The organism is Lichenicoccus sp., assembly GCF_965277665.1.
GTDB lineage: Bacteria > Pseudomonadota > Alphaproteobacteria > Acetobacterales > Acetobacteraceae > Lichenicoccus.
In genome coordinates this window covers 804,066-820,603 of sequence record NZ_OZ255835.1, presented here as the reverse complement: position 1 = coordinate 820,603, position 16,538 = coordinate 804,066, and the positions used below count along the sequence as shown (strand labels likewise).

The 16,538-nt window shown below is 69.0% G+C and carries 14 protein-coding genes; all 14 read right to left on the bottom strand.

Annotated features, from left to right (window positions below; genetic code table 11):
- Nucleotides 1–124 precede the first annotated feature (124 nt).
- The gene (locus ACQY4O_RS03680) at nucleotides 125–829 is read right to left on the bottom strand and encodes a response regulator (RefSeq protein ID WP_428374880.1); all 705 of its coding nucleotides are present in this window, start codon (nucleotides 827–829) and stop codon (nucleotides 125–127) included.
- A gap of 16 nt (nucleotides 830–845) precedes the next feature.
- Nucleotides 846–3,542 carry an ATP-binding protein gene (locus ACQY4O_RS03675; protein WP_428374879.1) on the bottom strand — a complete coding sequence of 899 codons (2,697 nt, stop codon included), beginning with the start codon at nucleotides 3,540–3,542 and terminating at the stop codon, nucleotides 846–848.
- A gap of 27 nt (nucleotides 3,543–3,569) precedes the next feature.
- The gene (gene kdpC / locus ACQY4O_RS03670; RefSeq protein WP_428374878.1) at nucleotides 3,570–4,211 is read right to left on the bottom strand and encodes a K(+)-transporting ATPase subunit C; all 642 of its coding nucleotides are present in this window, start codon (nucleotides 4,209–4,211) and stop codon (nucleotides 3,570–3,572) included.
- A 10-nt stretch (nucleotides 4,212–4,221) separates the two neighbouring features.
- Nucleotides 4,222–6,312, bottom strand: a complete 2,091-nt coding sequence (gene kdpB, locus ACQY4O_RS03665) for a potassium-transporting ATPase subunit KdpB (RefSeq protein ID WP_428374877.1) — start codon at nucleotides 6,310–6,312, stop codon at nucleotides 4,222–4,224.
- 11 nt (nucleotides 6,313–6,323) lie between these two features.
- The gene (gene kdpA, locus ACQY4O_RS03660; protein ID WP_428374876.1) at nucleotides 6,324–8,033 is read right to left on the bottom strand and encodes a potassium-transporting ATPase subunit KdpA; all 1,710 of its coding nucleotides are present in this window, start codon (nucleotides 8,031–8,033) and stop codon (nucleotides 6,324–6,326) included.
- 34 nt (nucleotides 8,034–8,067) lie between these two features.
- Entirely contained in the window at nucleotides 8,068–8,157 is a 90-nt protein-coding gene (kdpF, locus tag ACQY4O_RS03655; RefSeq protein WP_138324221.1) for a K(+)-transporting ATPase subunit F, read from the bottom strand.
- 425 nt (nucleotides 8,158–8,582) lie between these two features.
- Nucleotides 8,583–9,827, bottom strand: a complete 1,245-nt coding sequence (locus ACQY4O_RS03650) for a class I SAM-dependent methyltransferase (RefSeq protein ID WP_428374875.1) — start codon at nucleotides 9,825–9,827, stop codon at nucleotides 8,583–8,585.
- Nucleotides 9,828–10,165: 338 nt separating this feature from the next.
- Nucleotides 10,166–10,735, bottom strand: coding sequence for a 50S ribosomal protein L9 (rplI, locus tag ACQY4O_RS03645; RefSeq protein ID WP_428374874.1), 570 nt, complete (start codon nucleotides 10,733–10,735; stop codon nucleotides 10,166–10,168).
- Between the two features lie 12 nt (nucleotides 10,736–10,747).
- The gene (rpsR, locus tag ACQY4O_RS03640; protein WP_428374873.1) at nucleotides 10,748–11,023 is read right to left on the bottom strand and encodes a 30S ribosomal protein S18; all 276 of its coding nucleotides are present in this window, start codon (nucleotides 11,021–11,023) and stop codon (nucleotides 10,748–10,750) included.
- 5 nt (nucleotides 11,024–11,028) lie between these two features.
- The gene (gene rpsF / locus ACQY4O_RS03635; RefSeq protein ID WP_428374872.1) at nucleotides 11,029–11,517 is read right to left on the bottom strand and encodes a 30S ribosomal protein S6; all 489 of its coding nucleotides are present in this window, start codon (nucleotides 11,515–11,517) and stop codon (nucleotides 11,029–11,031) included.
- Nucleotides 11,518–11,703: 186 nt separating this feature from the next.
- Nucleotides 11,704–12,537, bottom strand: a complete 834-nt coding sequence (locus ACQY4O_RS03630; protein ID WP_428374871.1) for a sugar phosphate isomerase/epimerase family protein — start codon at nucleotides 12,535–12,537, stop codon at nucleotides 11,704–11,706.
- Nucleotides 12,525–13,316 carry a hypothetical protein gene (locus tag ACQY4O_RS03625; RefSeq protein ID WP_428374870.1) on the bottom strand — a complete coding sequence of 264 codons (792 nt, stop codon included), beginning with the start codon at nucleotides 13,314–13,316 and terminating at the stop codon, nucleotides 12,525–12,527. Before ACQY4O_RS03625 ends, ACQY4O_RS03630 begins: the two co-directional genes overlap by 13 nt.
- Nucleotides 13,306–14,433 (bottom strand): FAD-dependent oxidoreductase, encoded by a 1,128-nt coding sequence (locus ACQY4O_RS03620; protein WP_428374869.1) that lies wholly within the window; start codon nucleotides 14,431–14,433, stop codon nucleotides 13,306–13,308. Before ACQY4O_RS03620 ends, ACQY4O_RS03625 begins: the two co-directional genes overlap by 11 nt.
- A gap of 35 nt (nucleotides 14,434–14,468) precedes the next feature.
- Nucleotides 14,469–16,520: a hypothetical protein gene (locus ACQY4O_RS03615; protein ID WP_428374868.1), complete on the bottom strand. Its 2,052-nt coding sequence runs from the start codon at nucleotides 16,518–16,520 to the stop codon at nucleotides 14,469–14,471.
- Nucleotides 16,521–16,538: the final 18 nt, after the last annotated feature.

Sequence of the window (16,538 nt, the reverse complement as noted above, 5' to 3'; positions counted from 1 at the left end):
GGAGCGGCCGCCCGTGCTTGAACAGTGGGGCCGTGAGCAACGGAGCGGAGGAAAGGCGCCCAACCTTGAAAGGAGGGGATCGCCAGTAGCAGGGGTTTGCAAACAGGCTCCAAGGCCCGCGTGATCAGCCCGGCTCGGCCACCAGCCGGTAGCCGATGCCGGGTTCCGTGGTGATCATCGGGGCGATGCCGACCCCCAGCTTCTGCCGCAGGTGCCCGATATAGACGCGCAGATACTGCACGTCGTCGGCATGCGCCGGCCCCCATACGGTGGTCAGCAGCTGGCGGTGGGTGACCAGCCGGCCGGCATGGCGCATCAGCAATGCCAGCAACTGGAACTCGCGCGGGCTCAGCGTGACCGTCTCGCCCGCCACCAGCAGGCGGTGCGCCGGGATGTCGAGCGATAGCGGTCCAACCTCCAGCAGCCCGTCCGCCGGCGCCGCCGGGGCATCGCGGTCACGGCGTCGCAGCGCGGTACGCGTGCGTGCGAGCAGCTCGCCCAGCGAGAACGGCTTCTCCACGTAGTCGTCGGCGCCGCCGTCGAGGGCCGCGATCTTCTCGGCCTCCCGGTCGCGCGCCGACAGCACGATCACCGGCACCGAGGAGAAGCCGCGCAGGCGCACCAGCGCCTCCTTGCCGTCCATGTCGGGCAGCCCGAGATCGAGCAGCACCATGTCCGGCGGCCGTTGCACCGCGAGCCGGAGCCCCTCGGCCGCGGTGGCGGCGGTGGCGACCGCATAGCCCGCGGCCTCCAGCGCCGGCCGCAGGAAGCGGTGGATCTGCGTCTCGTCGTCGATGACCAGCACCAGCAGGCTGCCGTCCGCGGTCATGCTTGCAAGCTCATGCTCACCGGGTCATCGGCAGGGTCAACGCCATGCGGGTGCCGGGATGGCCGGGACGCGCCCCGGGCCGTGGACTGACGGCCTCGATGCGGCCACCCATCACCTCGATCAGGCCGCGGGCGATGGCGAGCCCGAGCCCGGTGCCGACGCCTCCCGTCACCCGGTCGCCGGCCGCGTTCGAGCGGTAGAAGCTCTCGAAGACATGCGGCAGGTCGACGCTCGCAATCCCCGGCCCGTCATCGTCCACCTGCAGCACGACATCCGCGCCACGCAGCGAGATGCCGACCTGGACCGGCGAGCCGGGCGCGTATCTGAGCGCGTTGTCGAGCACGTTGAACACCACCTGCTCGAGCAGCAGCGGATCGGCCAGCACCATCGGCAGCCGGTCCGCTGCCGCGACCGTGACGCGGTCGTCATGCGGCAGCCGTGCCAGGGCCGCCGAGACCAGATCGACCGGCTGCACCCGCGCCATGCGCGGGGCGACCGCGCCGCTTTCGAGCCTGGTGATCTCGGTGATGTTGGCAAGGAAGCGGGTCATGCGCCCGGTATCCTCCTCGATCGACGCCAGCAGGTCGGCGCGGACCGCAACGCTGAGCCGGTCCCAGGCCGAGCGCAGCGTCTCGGCGCTGCCGCGTATGCCGGTCAGCGGCGTGCGCAAGTCGTGCGACAGCGAATTCAGCAGCGTCGTCAGCAGCTTCTGGGTCTCGTCACGCGCCGCCTCGCGCGCCATGCTGCCGGTCAGGATCACCCGTTCGAGGGCCACCGCCGCCTGGCCGGCGAGCGTCTCCAGCGTCTGCAAGGTCGGCGCATCGAGCGGTGCCGCGGGCTGCACGCCGAGCAGGCCCAGCACGTGCGTCTCGCCCTTGTCGTGCTCCTGGCGGGAAATGCGCAGCGGCAGGAACCGCCAGGCCGCGAACGGCAGCGTGGCGGTGCCGCGCCCGGTCGGCTCACCGCGGCTGAACGCACGATGCGCCGCCGCCCAGCTGCCCTCGTCCATGGTGTCCGCCGGCGGATAGGCGCTGCGTATGTTGAGCAGGTCCTGCGCCTCTGCGGCCGTCCCCGAGAGCACGGACGATCTCGCGTCGCCGGCCGACAGGAAGATCGCGGCCCCCGCGATGAGCGCCCCCTGGCGCACGATCTCCTCGCGCAGGTCCGCCTCGGTACGCGCCATGCCGAAGGCACGGCTGAACGCCCCGATCCGGCGCAGGCCCTCGATCCGGCTCTGGGCAGCGTGGGCTGCGGCACGCAGCCGGCTGGCCAGGATGCCGGTGGTGGAGGCGACGCCGGCAAACACCACGATGGCGATCGCATCGCGCGGCTCGTTGATGGTGAGCTTGTACAGAGGCGGGATGAACAGGAAATTCCAGGACAGGAACGAGATCGCCGCGGTGAACAGCGCGATCCGCAAGCCGTATAGGCTGGCCGCCGCCACCACGGCGGCCAGGAACAGCATGCCGAGCGCCTCATGCTCCAGCCACATGCTGAACAGCTCGCCGAGGCCGATCACCATGCCGACCAGCCCGGTCGAGACTGCCCAGGGCAGCCAGCCGAGCTTGCGTGCCGCCAGACGCCGGGGACGGCCCGGCGCGGTCGGCACCACGTGCAGCGTGTAGTCGGGCGCCAGCCGCAGCAGCGCGGTGGCGAGGTCGCGCCGCAGCAGCCGCGCCAGCGCTGCCCTCGGCGCCGGCGAGCGGCCGGTGACGATCTGGCTGACATTGCGTGACCGGCTGACCTCGAGCGCCGCGCGGGCCACCCCCTCGCCGCCCCGGCTCTCGATCTCGGCGCCGAGTTCGGCCGCCAGCACCAGCGCCTGCTGTTCCTCGCCGGAGGCGCCCGCACCCTCGACATGCAACGCGATCCAGGGGGCCCGCAGCGCGTCGGCGAGGCGCTTGGCGTGCCGCACCACCGCCTTGCCGCCGTTCGGGCCGACGAGTGCCAGGATGCGCTCGCCGGCCGGCCAGGGCCCGGCGATGGCGTTCAGGCGCATGTAGTCGAGCAGGCCGGCATCGACATGCTGGGCGGCGCGGCGCAGCGCGATCTCGCGCAGCGCCTGCAGGTTGCCCTCGCGGAAGAAGCCGTCCAGCGCGCGCTTGGCCATGTCCGGGCGATAGACCTGGCCGCCGGCGAGGCGGGCGCGCAGATCGCCCGGGGAGAGATCCACCAGCTCGATCTCGTCGGCGAGTTCCAGCACGTGGTCGGGCAGCGTCTCGCTCACCCGCACGCCGGTGATGCGGGCGACGCTGTCGTTCAGGCTCTCGAGATGCTGGATGTTGAGCGTGGTCCAGACCGGGATGCCGGCGGCGAGCAGTTCGGCGACATCCTCCCAGCGCCTGGCGTGCCGGCTGCCCGGGGCGTTGCGGTGCGCCAGTTCGTCGACCAGCAGCAGCGCCGGCTGCCGGGCCAGCGCCGCGTCGAGGTCGAACTCCTCGAGCGACTGGCCGCGATACGGCATGTGGCGGCGGGGCAGCAGGGGCAGCGTGCCGATCTGGGCGGCGGTCTCCGCGCGCCCGTGCGTTTCGATATAGCCTGCGACGACATCGACGCCCTCGGCCTGCCGGCGCCGCGCCTGCACCAGCATCTCGTAGGTCTTGCCGACGCCGGGCGCCGCGCCGAGGAAGATCTTCAGCCGGGCGCGGGCCTCGCGCAGCGAGGCCTGGGCCAAGCTATCCGGGTCCGGCCGGTCATCCGTGGCGAGAGGCATCCCGGCAGCATAGCCCGGAGCAGGAAACTAGTGCACCACGCCTGCGACCTGTCCGGGTGTTGCGTGACGCGCGCCGGGCGGCAGGCGGTCCAGCGCCAGGTTCACCCGAAGCACGTTGACGCGCGGCTCGCCGAACAGGCCGACGATCCGCGGCCGGATTTCGGCCGCGATGACGCTGCGGACGCTTGCCTCCGGCAGGCCACGCGCGGCCGCCACCGGGCGCGCCTGCATGAGCGCATAGGCCGGCGAGATGTCCGCATCGAGACCCGAACCGGACGCGGTGATGGCGTCCACCGGGACGGCGCCGGGTGCGATGCCGCGCTTGCCGAGTGCTGCGAGATCGCCGGCGATCCGGTCATGCAGCGCCTTGGAGGTCGGCGCCAGGTTGGACGCGAGCGAGGTGCTGGCGTCGTATGGCGCCGGGATCGTGTTGCCCTTGGCATCGGTGCCGGTGATCGCCGACGGGCGGCCGTGCACATAGCGCGGGCTCGTGAAGTTCTGGCCGATCAGCGCGGAGCCGACCGGATGGCCGTCACGCATGACCAGGCTGCCTTCCGCGAGGTTCGGCGCCACATGTCCGGCCGCGACGAAGGCGAGCGGACAGGCGAGCCCGAAGAACACCGTGGAGAGCGCCACCAGCGAGACGGCGGGACGCAGATGCTCAAGCATGTCGGATACCTCAAGCAAAAATATGAAGGGCGGTGAGCAGCAGGTCGATCGCCTTGATGCCGACGAACGGCACCACCAGGCCGCCGAGCCCGTAGATCAGCAGGTTGCGCCGCAGCAGTTGCGTGGCACTCACAGGACGGAACTTCACCCCGCGGAGTGCGAGCGGCACGAGTGCCACGATCACCACCGCATTGAAGATCACCGCCGACATGATCGCACTCTGCGGCGTCGACAGGCGCATGATGTTGAGCACCGCGAGCCCGGGATAGGTTGCGACGAAGATCGCAGGCAGGATCGCGAAGTATTTCGAGATGTCGTTGGCGATCGAGAAGGTGGTGAGCGAGCCGCGCGTGATCAGCAACTGCTTGCCGATCTCCACCACCTCGATCAGCTTGGTGGGATCGCTGTCGAGATCGACCATGTTGGCCGCCTCGCGCGCCGCCTGAGTGCCGGTCTGCATCGCGACACCGACATCCGCCTGCGCCAGCGCCGGCGCGTCGTTGGTGCCGTCGCCGCACATCGCCACCATGCGGCCCTCGGCCTGGGCGCTGCGTATGTAGCCGAGCTTGTCCTGCGGGGTGGCCTCGGCGATGAAATCGTCCACGCCCGCCTCGCCCGCGATCGCGGCGGCCGTCACCCGGTTGTCGCCGGTCACCATGACGGTGCGGATGCCCATCTGGCGCAGCTGCGCGAAACGCTCGCGTATGGCTGGCTTGACCACGTCCTTGAGCTCGACGACGCCGAGCAAGGCGCCATCCTCGGTCACCGCGAGCGGCGTGCCGCCGGCCCGCGCGATGCGGTCCACCGCGGCGGTGAAGGCCGGCGGCGGTGCAATATCCCCGATCATGCGCAGCACGCTGTCCACCGCCCCCTTGCGCCAGGCATGCCCGTCCGCATCCAGGCCGGACAGCCGGGTGTTGGCCGAGAACGGCACCGTCACCGCTTCGTTCGGCGCGATAGGACGGATGCCGTGCCGGTCGGCGACATAGGCGTGGATGGAGCGGCCTTCCGGCGTGTCGTCGCCGAGCGATGCCATCACCGCCGCTTCCGCCAGCCGGCGCTCGTCGATTCCGGGCACCGGATACAGCCCGGCCGCCATGCGGTTGCCGAAGGTGATGGTGCCGGTCTTGTCGAGCAGCAGCGTATCGACATCGCCCGCCGCCTCGACCGCGCGTCCGGAGGTCGCGATCACGTTGAAGCGGATCAGCCGGTCCATGCCAGCGATGCCGATTGCCGACAGCAGGCCACCGATGGTGGTGGGGATCAGCGTCACCAGCAGTGCCGCCAGGATCGGCACCGGCAGCAGGGTCGCGGAATAATGCCCGAAGCCGACCAGCGTGGTGACCGCGAACAGGAACACGATGGTCAGCCCGGCGAGCAGGATATCGAGCGCGATCTCGTTCGGCGTCTTGCGCCGCTCGGCCCCCTCGACGAGGCGGATCATGCGGTCGATGAAGGTCTGGCCGGGATCGGCGGTGACGCGCACCACCAGAAAGTCGGACACCACCTGGGTGCCCCCGGTCACCGCCGAGCGGTCGCCGCCCGCCTCGCGTATCACCGGCGCGCTCTCGCCGGTGATGGCGCTCTCGTTCACCGAGGCGATGCCCTGGATGATCTCGCCATCGAGCGGCACCAGGTCGTTGGTCTCGACCAGGACCACGTCGCCGCGCCGCAGGTCGGACGCCGGAACCCGCTTGAACAGGGCAGGATCATCCGGGTTCGGCAGCTGCTTGGCCACCATCTCGGTCCGTGAGCGGCGCAGGCTTTCGGCACGCGCCCGGCCGCGGCCTTCGGCGACCGCCTCCGCGAAGGTCGCGAACAGCACGGTCAGCCACAGCCAGGCCGCGATCGCGAGCGCGAACGAGGCCGGGTTGCCCGGGATATGCACGAACAGGTCGCGTACCCCGAGCACGGTGGTCAGGATCGCCACCATCTCAGTAACGAAGATGACCGGATTGCGCATCAGCTGGCGCGGATTGAGCTTGCCGAAGGCGTCGCGCGCCGCGCGGCCGATGATCGCGCCGTCGAACAGGTTGATGGCGCCGTTCGGGTTTGTCCCGGTCTGGGTTGTGCCAGTCTGGGTTGTCGTAGTGGTGGACATGGTATCAGTCCTTAATAGGTCGCGCCGGCACGCATCGCGAAATGTTCCGCGAGCGGCCCGAGCGCATCGGCCGGCATGTATTGCAGGCCGCCCAGGATGATGATGACGCCGATCAGGATGCCGATGAACAGCGGCCCGGTGGTCGGGAACGTGCCAGACGTGGCCTGCAGCTTCGGCTTGGCGGCAAGCGACCCCGCAATCGCCAGCACCGGCACCAGCACCCCGAAGCGGCCGAACAGCATCGCGAAGGCCTGCCCGTAGCCGAGTAGCGGACCGCTCGCGGTGATGCCCGCCATCGCCGAGCCGTTGTTCTGCGTGGCCGACGTCCAGGCATACAGCATCTCGGTCAGTCCGTGCGGCCCGGCATTGGCAAGTGCTGCAACACCCGCCGGCAGCAGCAGCGACACCGCGGCGCCAGACAGGATCCAGGCCGTCAGGATCAGGAATGCCAGCATCGCCAGCTTGACTTCGCGCGCCTGCACCTTCTTTCCGAGATATTCCGGCGTGCGGCCCGCCATCAGCCCGGCGACGAACACCGAGAGCAGCGCGAACACCACCATGAAGTAGAGCCCGGAGCCGATGCCGCCGGGCGTGACCTCGCCGAGCTGCATCAGGAACAGCGGGATCAGGCCGCCGAGCGGCGTGAAGCTGTCGGTGAAGCCGGCGACGGCGCCGGTGGAGGTTCCGGTGGCGCCGCAGTTCAGCAGCGTGGTCAGCGCGTTGCCGAACCGCATCTCGCGGCCTTCCATGTTGCCCAGCGCCTGGTTCACGCCGAACCCATGCAGCATCGTCGTGCCGGACATCTCGGCGGCGTAGCAGCCCAGCGCGCCGAAGCCGAGGATCAGCCCCATCGCCCAAAGCAGCGCGCGGCCCTGCGCCGGCTGGCCGACCATGCGGCCGAAGGCGGCCGTGAGCGCGAACGGGATCAGCAGCAGCATGATGGTCTCGATCGCGCAGGTCAGCGCGGTCGGGTTCTCGAACGGATGCGCGCTGTTGGCATTGAAGAAGCCGCCACCGTTGGTGCCGAGCAGCTTGATCGCCTCCTGGAAGGCGACGGGCCCGCGCGCGATGGTCTGCGTGGCGCCCTCGAGCGTGGTCACCTGCGCGTAGCCGAGCAGCGTCTGCGGCACGCCGCTCGCCATCAGGATGATCGTGAACACGATTGTCAGCGGCAACAGCAGGTAGAGCATCGCGCGCGTCGTGTCGGCCCAGGCGTTGCCGAGCGTCTTCACGCCGCCGGCCGCAAAAGCCCGTATCACCGCCGCCGCAACCGCAACACCGGTCGCCGCCGAGACGAACATGTGCACGGTGAGGCCCAGCATCTGCGCGCCGTTCGAGATGCCGCTCTCCGGCGTATAGGCCTGCCAGTTGGTGTTGGTCACGAACGAGGCCGCGGTGTTGAAGGCAAGCCCGGGTGGCATGCCGGCGATCGCCTGCGGGTTGAACGGCAGGTAGAATTGCAGCCGCAAGATCACGTACAGCAGCGCAAAATGCACCGCGTTCAGCAGCAGCAATGCCGAGACATAGCTGCGCCAGCCCATGCCACGCGCAGGGTCGATGCCGAGAATGGCGTAGGTGCCGCGCTCGACCGGGGCGAGCACCGGAGACAGGAAGGTTCGCTCGCCCTCGAGAATGGCGGCGATATACCGGCCGACCGGGCCCGCGAGTGCGAGCACGACCGCCAGCACCAGCGCCATTTGCACCAGGCCGTTGATCGTCATGGGAATGTCCTTAAAAAGACCCGCCCAGGGGTCCTCAGAAATCTTCGGGACGGATCAGCGCCCAGACCAGGTAGCCGAGCAGGCCGAGCGAGGTGACGGCGCCGAGCAGCAGATCGAGTGTCATGGCCTCAACTCCAGGGGGCTCAGATCCGCGCGCAGAGGGACGCGTAGCCGTCCATCAGCAGGATGCAGCCGGCCCCGAGGAGCAGCAGCAGAATGTCGAACATGGTGCTGTCTTTCCAGCAGTGGAACGCTAGCAGCAACTAGGCGCGCCTCGCGTAAAGGCGCCATACGGACCATGCGCGGTCCGCGTAAAGGTCACATAAAGGCCGAACCGTCGAAGACGAGCAGGGTGCTGAAAATCCAAGCGCAAGGGCTCCGCCCTTGACCCGCTGGGGCCGAAGGCCCCAGACCCCAATTCTTTTAAACAAGGATTTCAGAGGCTCGCCTTTGATGGGCTTGAGCCGCGAAGCGGATCAAGGGGGCAAAGCCCTTGGCCTGGACTCGTTGCGCTAAGGAGGATTCGTTTCCGGGTTCTTCAGCAGTCTTCTAAACCTGGATCGTATCCGTCACGACATCCGCCGCGGCAGGCAGCCGCCGTTCCGCATCGATCATGTAGTCGCGGGTCAACGGCACCGCGGTCGGATCCCGCGTGAGCTGGATCTGGAAGTTCATCTGCATCTGGCGGCGGAAGGCGAGTTCCGACGAGACCAGATAGAGCTCGAACATGCGGCAGAAGCGCTCGTCATAGAGCGAGGCGATCGCGGCGCGATTGGCGGCGAAGCGCCGGCGCCAGTGCGCGATGGTCTTGGCATAGTGCAGCCGCAGCACCTCGATATCGGTGATCCAGAGGCCCGTCTGCTCGATCGCGGCGGTGGTCTCGCTCAGCGCCGGCGCATAGCCGCCGGGAAAGATGTATTTCTCGATCCATGCATTGGTGGCGCGTGGCCCGTCGGCGCGGCCGATCGCGTGGATCAGCGCCACCCCGTCCTCGGTCAGGCAGTCGCGCAGGTGGCCGAAGAACTCGCGGTAGTGGGTGATCCCGACATGCTCGAACATGCCGACCGAGACGATGCGGTCGTAGCGCTGGCGCACATCGCGGTAGTCGGTCAGCTCGAACTGCACACGCGCCGCGAGCCCGTCGGCCACCGCCCGCGCCCGTGCCGCGTCGAGCTGCTCCGTCGAGAGCGTGATACCGGTGACCTGCGCGCCATAGTCCCGCGCCAGCGTCAGGGCCATGCCGCCCCAGCCGCAGCCGATATCCAGCACCCGCAGCCCGGGCCGGTCGAGCTTCAGCTTGGCGGCGATGTGGTGCTTCTTGGCCTCCTGCGCCTCGTCGAGCGCCTCGTCGCCCTGCGCGAAGTAGGCGCAGGAATATTGCAGGTCGCGATCCAGGAACAGCGAATAGAGCCGGCCGTTGAGGTCGTAATGGTGGGCCACGTTGCGGCGCGACCGCGGCGCCGGATTGAACTGCGACCAGGCGCGGCGCAGGCGGCGCAGCCAGGAGACCACCTGCATCGCCGGATGCGCCGCGTTGCGCACGTTCATCATCAGCACTTCCATCAGCGCATACAGGCTGCAGCCCATCGGACGCAGGCCGCCATCCATGTAGGCTTCCGGCATCAGCAGCCCGGGATTGACGATCAGCCCGAACTCGGCCTTGCGGGTGTCGATCCACAGGCCGGCATGCGGGCCGTGCGTGCCATAGCGGCGGGTGCTGCCGTCGGGATAGCGGACATCGAGCACGCCGTGCCGAATGAAGCGTCGCATGACCGCGTCAAGCGTGACCGACATCGCATCCGCCTCCGTTCCGAATCTCCCGATGCAGCATGAAAGGCAGGCAAGCCGCTGTCCGATAAAGATTTGCTGATCGAACGATGCCGGCCATGAAAAAGGCCCCGGAGCATCGCTCCGGGGCCTTGCGCCTCGGCAGGCAAGGGGGCTCTCAGGCAGGCAGGGGGTGACCGCTCAGAGGCTGTTTGAAAATGCCTGATGCTGGATGAGAGCGGTCCGCAGGGCCGCGGCCGGCGTGGCTTTTCGAGCACCGCAGCGCAGCGGCCTTCTGGCCGTGAGCAGCGGAGCGGAGAAAAGACGTGTCGGATCGCCAGCAGCAGGCATTTGCAAACAGCCTCTCAGGCGATCGGGTCAAAGCCCCCGGGCTCCGGGGTCTCGATCTCCTCGATCTCGTCCTCGTCACCGTCCTGGTCGCGACCGACCTGCTCGCCGCGCGCCTGGCGCTCGGCCTCCTCGGGGGAACGGGCAACGTTGACCGTGACCCGGATCACCACCTCCGGATGCAGCACCACCCGCACCTCGGACAGCCCGAGCGTCTTGATCGGGTTGTCGAGCTGCACCTGCTGGCGATCGACGCCGAGGCCGCCTTCGGTGGTGGCCACCGCGATGTCGCGCGGCGTCACCGAGCCGTACAGGCTGCCGCTGTCGCCGGCCTGCCGGATGATGACGACGGACATGCCGCCGACGCGCTCGGCCAGCCGTTCGGCCTCCTCGCGGCGCTTGATGTTCTGCGCCTCGAGCTGCACCCGCTCGCGCTCGAAGCGCTCGCGGTTATGGGCGTTGGCGCGAATCGCGCGGCCCTCGGGCAGCAGGTAGTTGCGGGCGAAGCCGGGCTTCACGCGCACGATCTCGCCCATCTGGCCCAGCTTGTCGACGCGCTGGAGCAGGATGACTTCGGTTGCGGCCATATGCCTTCTCCCTCAGCTCAGGATGTACGGCAGCAGCGCCAGGAAACGGGCGCGCTTGATCGCCTGCGCCAGCTCGCGCTGCTTCTTGGCCGAGACGGCGGTGATGCGGCTCGGCACGATCTTGCCGCGCTCCGACAGGAAGCGCGACAGCAGCCGCACGTCCTTGTAGTCGATCTTCGGCGCGTTCGGGCCGGAGAACGGGCAGGACTTGCGGCGGCGGTAGAACGGCCGGCGGGCGCCGACGGCGGTGCGCCGCTGCGACGGGTTGACGTCTGTGCTCTCGGACATCGCGCTCACTCCGTTTCCGCCATCTCGGAGCGCCCACCGCCCCCGCCGCGTGGTCCCTCCTCGCGCTCGCCGCGCGCGCGGAACTCCTCGCGGTCGTCATAGCCGCGCTTGCGGCCGCTATCGAAGCGTCCGGCAGGCTTGGGTCCGCGGAAGCCACGCTCGCGGTCGTCGCTCTTGCGGCTCAGGATCGCCGACGGCGCCTCGTCGATCGCCTCGATGCGTATCGTCATGAAGCGCAGCACGTCCTCGTTGAGGTTGAGCTGGCGCTCCATCTCGTTGATCGAGGCCGGCTGCGCATCGAGACCGAGGAGCATGTAGTGCCCCTTGCGGTTCTTCTTGATGCGATAGGCGAGGCTGCGCAGCCCCCAATATTCGCGCTTCTGGATGCTGCCACCCTCGCCTTCGAGCTGGGTTGCGATGGTGTCGGCGACACCCTCGACCTGCTGCTGCGTCACGTCGTTGCGTGCAATCAGCACGCACTCGTAGAATGGCATGGCTGCTCCCTTCGGATGTGTTCAACCCGAGCCGGCAGCGGACGTCCGCGACCTGCCGCCCGCAGGCGGCTCGCAGCTGCCGCGGACATGGGTATAGCCGGAGCGATGCCACGCTCCGGCAGGGAAGCCGCGGCTTAGAGCATAAGCGGGCCGCCCGTGCAACCGGGCCTGCTTGTGGGAACGGATCTATGCTCCGGCACTTCGGGCACAGGCGAGCGCCGCGGCGATGGCGCCCAGTTCGGCCTCGTCGTCCCCGGCCTCAGAAGCCGGCGCCAGCATCTCGAGCACCACCCATCCGGCATAGCCGACCGCATCCAGCGCCCGCGCGGCACCTGCATGGTCGAGGGCCGGCTCCAAGAAGCCACCCAGCCGCGGCTCGGCCATGTGGTAGTGCGCCAGCAGCGAACCCGCCGCCATGATCGCGCGGGCGGGATCGTCGCCCGCCAGGGTGATGCAGGCGGTATCGAGATGCACACGCACCGCGGGATGATCCACCCGGCGCACGAGATCGATCACCTCGTGCGCATGGTTGAGGAAATCCGCGCCATAGGAAGCGGGTACCGGCTCGATGCCGAGCACCACGCCGCCGGAATAGGCCAGCTCGGCAAGCAGGCGTAGCCGGTCGGCCGCAAGCTGCATCGCCAGCGGCGGCGCCATCGCGCCACGCAGGCGGCGCTGCGGCGCGCCGAACACCGCGACCCCGGCGCCCAGACTGGCGGCGATCCCGGCGATGCGCCGCACCTGCTCCTGCATGGCGGCGAACGCCGCGGCGCTGCCGAGCAAGGCGGCCTCCGGACAGAGATGGAAGATCGCCTGCAGGGAACTCACCGCCAGCCCCTCGGCGCGGCACGCCGCGCGGAATGCGACGAGGTGCTGCGGCGTGATCGCGTCCCAGTCGGCGATCCGGGTCGGTGCGACCTCCACCCCCGCGGCACCCTGACGCGCCAGGGACGCGAGCGCCCGTGCCTGCATCGCCGGCCCGGCGCGCCAGGCCAGGTTGGAGACCGCTAGGCGCCGCATGGGATGCCCCCCGCGGCGAACTGCGCGAGCGCATCCAGCACCGCCGCCGCATCCATGATCACCCCGTCCGCGCCGCCGAACGCCGCGTCGTGCCGGGTCCGCATGTCGTAGGCGATGGCCGCCGCCGCGTCCGCCCCGATCGCGGCCCCCTGGAACACGCACTCGCACAGCGTCGCCATGGCGAGCGGCGCGGTCGCCAGGTTGAGCCGGGCGAGCCCGAGACGCCGCGCGCGCGCCAGGTCGGCCGCGAGACGGTCGAGCGGATACCACTGGAACGTCGAGGCCGGATTGATCGCGGCCAGCCGCTCGCCCTGCATCAGGTCATGGATGACATTCTTCTTCAGGCCGGTGCCGAACAGGCCCGGCAGCCGCACCACGAGCGAACGATCGAAGCGCTGCGCGACGTATGTCTCCAGCATCAGGCGGTTGCGGCCATAGGCGTGCAGGCGCGCCGGTGTCGGATCGTCATCCTCGTCGACCATGACGGGGCTGTCATAGACATCGACCGTCGAGATCAGGGTGAAATGTCCGGCCTCGACCGTATCGAGATGACGCATCAGCGCCGCGATGCGGGCGCGATCCTGCCCGGGGTTCTGGTTCGCCCACCATTTCACGCCGGAGGCACCCGCGCAGACCACCGCATCGAAACGCGCCCCGGCGATGCCGCCGATGCTCGACGAGTTGAACGTTGCCGCGAACCTGCGCTGGCGCAGCAGGTTCGAGCCCACGAACCCGGTATGCCCGATCAGGGCGTCGCAGGATCCGCCATCAGAGCGCATGCGTGATCATGCCGCGATCGATGATATCCTGCCGCAGCGGGCTTTGCAGCGGCACCACCGCATCGGTCTGCGACGCCTCGATGAAGGACAGGATACGTTCCATCGCAAAGAAGATGGTGTCGATCTTGCCCGACATGACCTGGAACACCCGGCCGCGCCGGATCACCGAGCACGAACGGTCGTCGAAGCTGCCGACCGGCTTGGTCTTGATCGCCAGCTGCGGCCCGACGAAACGAAAACTCTGCCTGAAGCCCGGCAGGTAGCGCGAGATCTGCGCCTCCATCGCGAGCCGCTTGGCCTGAACAAGGTCCGACGACACGCTGTCGCGGACGCGGCGTGCGCGGGCCGGATCGGTGGCAACGCCGAGCGGCGTGTGCGGCACCGAGGAGAGCGTGTAGATGCTCGGATCCTCCGTCGGATACACCGAGCAAAGCGGGCCATCGACCAGGGTGATCGCCGGGAACGGTTGGTCGGTCGCCCCGCTGGTCTCCCCCCTGGTCTCATAGTACAGCAAGATGGTCGGCTCGTAGAAGAAGCCGGCGGGCAGAGCGGATTGCTGGCCCCAGCTCGCATCGACCAGAAGGTCGAACGGCATGCCCTCGACACGCACGCAGCCCGGCTCGTGCTCGATGCTGCCGACATGGTGGCCGAGCACCAGGCTGCCCGCCAGCTGGCCGGCGAAGTAGCGGCGTGCCTGCTCGATCAGCAGTACGCGCTCGCCGGTCTGGATCAGTCCCATCACCTCGATGACCGGCACCGAGGCCGCCAGGACTTCGCGATAGTCGATCCCGGACGAGGTCATGATCAGGCGATAGGTCGGAAAATCGATCAGGCTCTCGACGCTCGGGACTGCATAGATGTTCTCCGCGACCTCGCGGCTGAGATAAGGGTAGCGCTCCATGAACCGCATGAACCCGTCACGCGACTGCACCCGGGTCTGGTGATGGCGCGGATAGTGGAATCCCAGATGCAGGCGGAACTGGTTGTTGCCGGAGGCTTCATGCAACGGACGCGCATGCTGCTCGAAGATGGTGACGTCGAAACCGAGCAGCTTGAGCGACAGGCCGATATGGCAGCCGTACCAGCCCGCGCCGATGATCGCGATACGCGAAACCATGGAACGCTTGTACCCGGCCTTGCCTGGACACGGTTCTAGCCTATCGCGACGACCGATGCACAGCGTAACGTTGCATCGGCGACCGATGCACAGCGTAACGTTGCGAGCTGCTGCTCGATCAGCCCGGCGAACTGGGCCAGCACAAGGCCGTGGTCGGCACGGAAGTTCGCGAACAGCGGCTCGTCCTCGGCGACCGGCACCAGCCTTGCGGCCTGTGCGTCGTCCTCGATGGCGGCGGGGTCGGCGAACAGGAGCGGCGTCGGCAGCTCCATGTATCGCGGCGCGTCGTAGATGTGCAGGTCATCGCGATGCAGCAGGTTGGCGCGGCTGCTCACGACGAGGCCGGGCTTGTTGCAGACCCAGCGGAACTTCGCAAGGCTGGCCCCCCAGATCGAGAGAAAGCCGTCGCAGAGCTGGGCCCAGGCGAGGCTGTGCGACAGCGGCGCGCCCAGCGTATCGACGATGCACACGTCGAGCCTGCAGGCAGCCGCACGCAACTCCGCTGCGATCGCGCGCTCGACCTGCAACGGCGGCGTCGCCGCCATCCATTCCCCGTGGCTCTGGATAGATTGGCTCTGGATAGGGTGGCTCCGGATCGTCTGGCCGACACCCGCGCCTTGTGCCGCATCGGCATGCCAGGAATTGTGCCCGTCGATGACCACGGTCGAACCCGGCCAGCGCTGCGCGATCATCGCGATTGCATCGGCGAAGAACTGCGTGATGTCCACCATCGTGCGGTTCTCGACGCGCAGGCCGAGCACGATCACCGCGGCCGCGTTGCGGTGCGACGCCTCGGCCAGCCGTTCCGCCGCCGCAAAGGCCGCACCGGAGCGCGTGATCCGCTGCAGCCGGCGGCGCAGCCTGGCCGACACGCGCTCGCGCGTCATCCGAACCGCGCAGACGCCTTCGCTGTAGAGGTAGGGCAGCACATCACCGCCGCAGGCGAACGCACGGTTGACCCGATGCCGCAGCTCCGGGAACACCAGGTCGGTGGCACCCCAGAGTTCGATGGCGTGGCGCGGGCCGGGTACGATCCATTCCGGGATCAGCGCGCCGGGCCTGGAGCCCAGCAGGTATTCGATGCCGGAGAGCTCGTTCCAGAGCTGATGGCCGAGATGCGTGCCCGGCGCGCCACGCAGCACGCTGGCGAGGCGCGCGGCACCGCGCACGAGGTAGGGCACCAGCCTTGCGCCGAAGCTCAGCGCATGGCGGACCAGCCGGCGCTCGACCCCGGGCGAGAAATACACGCCGAGCAGATGCCGGCTCCAGCTGTCGGGCACCACCAGCAGGTCGATGGCCGGCACATAGAGCGCCACCGCCTTGACGTAGTGGTCCGACGCGATGACGTAGAAGGCGAGCCCGGCGGCGATGTCGGCGAAGCGGTAGGCGATGCGAAAGTCATCGAGGTAGAGGCTGCCCTGGCAGCGCAGCCGGCGCCCATCGACCGGGCTCGGGAACGACAGCATCCCGTCATGCGTCGCGGCCAGGATGCGGTCCTCGAACGCGGCCGCCAGGCCCTCGGCGATATGCGCGCGCTGCAGCTGCACCTCGGACGCAACGGCGACATCGGCGTGCTGCATCGCGCCATCGAAGGGCATCCGGTCCGGCATCTCGTTGACCAGAAGGATCTGCGGCGCGCGCAGCACGTCGTCGGCTGCGAGATCGGCGAGCCCCTCGCGGAAGGCGTCGTTGAGTTGGGCGAAGGCCCGCGCCTCGCGCGAGAAGATCGGCACCGGCCGCAGCAGGATGTCGGTGGCCATGCGACGCAGCACCGGCAGGATGGCGTGGCGGAGGCTGGCCAGATGATCCGCTTGCAGCTCGTCGAGGCGGTCGCCGAGGCGACACAACCCGGCATCGAGCAGCCACGCCGCGCGCGCGCCGCCCGGGCCGTGGAATTCCAGGATCAGGAACGGCGCCGCGCCGCCAAACAGCACTCCGGGCGTCCAGCCGGGGACGAAGTGCTCGACCGGCAGTCCCGGCCCGTTGAGCAGGGGCTGCAGCGAGCCATCACGCCGACGCAGATGCTGGTGGCCCGCATGCGCGACCACCGGATCGGCGAGCAGGATCGGGTACGCCATCTCGGTCATGCCGGAACCGTGACCCAT

What these genes read in the sequence shown, in the direction of transcription:
- ACQY4O_RS03680 (WP_428374880.1), bottom strand. Translation starts at nt 829, where the DNA reads ATGACCGCGGACGGCAGCCTGCTGGTGCTGGTCATCGACGACGAGACG.
- ACQY4O_RS03675 (WP_428374879.1), bottom strand. Translation starts at nt 3,542, where the DNA reads ATGCCTCTCGCCACGGATGACCGGCCGGACCCGGATAGCTTGGCCCAG.
- kdpC (WP_428374878.1), bottom strand. Translation starts at nt 4,211, where the DNA reads ATGCTTGAGCATCTGCGTCCCGCCGTCTCGCTGGTGGCGCTCTCCACG.
- kdpB (WP_428374877.1), bottom strand. Translation starts at nt 6,312, where the DNA reads ATGTCCACCACTACGACAACCCAGACTGGCACAACCCAGACCGGGACA.
- kdpA (WP_428374876.1), bottom strand. Translation starts at nt 8,033, where the DNA reads ATGACGATCAACGGCCTGGTGCAAATGGCGCTGGTGCTGGCGGTCGTG.
- kdpF (WP_138324221.1), bottom strand. Translation starts at nt 8,157, where the DNA reads ATGACACTCGATCTGCTGCTCGGCGCCGTCACCTCGCTCGGCCTGCTC.
- ACQY4O_RS03650 (WP_428374875.1), bottom strand. Translation starts at nt 9,827, where the DNA reads ATGTCGGTCACGCTTGACGCGGTCATGCGACGCTTCATTCGGCACGGC.
- rplI (WP_428374874.1), bottom strand. Translation starts at nt 10,735, where the DNA reads ATGGCCGCAACCGAAGTCATCCTGCTCCAGCGCGTCGACAAGCTGGGC.
- rpsR (WP_428374873.1), bottom strand. Translation starts at nt 11,023, where the DNA reads ATGTCCGAGAGCACAGACGTCAACCCGTCGCAGCGGCGCACCGCCGTC.
- rpsF (WP_428374872.1), bottom strand. Translation starts at nt 11,517, where the DNA reads ATGCCATTCTACGAGTGCGTGCTGATTGCACGCAACGACGTGACGCAG.
- ACQY4O_RS03630 (WP_428374871.1), bottom strand. Translation starts at nt 12,537, where the DNA reads ATGCGGCGCCTAGCGGTCTCCAACCTGGCCTGGCGCGCCGGGCCGGCG.
- ACQY4O_RS03625 (WP_428374870.1), bottom strand. Translation starts at nt 13,316, where the DNA reads ATGCGCTCTGATGGCGGATCCTGCGACGCCCTGATCGGGCATACCGGG.
- ACQY4O_RS03620 (WP_428374869.1), bottom strand. Translation starts at nt 14,433, where the DNA reads ATGGTTTCGCGTATCGCGATCATCGGCGCGGGCTGGTACGGCTGCCAT.
- ACQY4O_RS03615 (WP_428374868.1), bottom strand. Translation starts at nt 16,520, where the DNA reads ATGACCGAGATGGCGTACCCGATCCTGCTCGCCGATCCGGTGGTCGCG.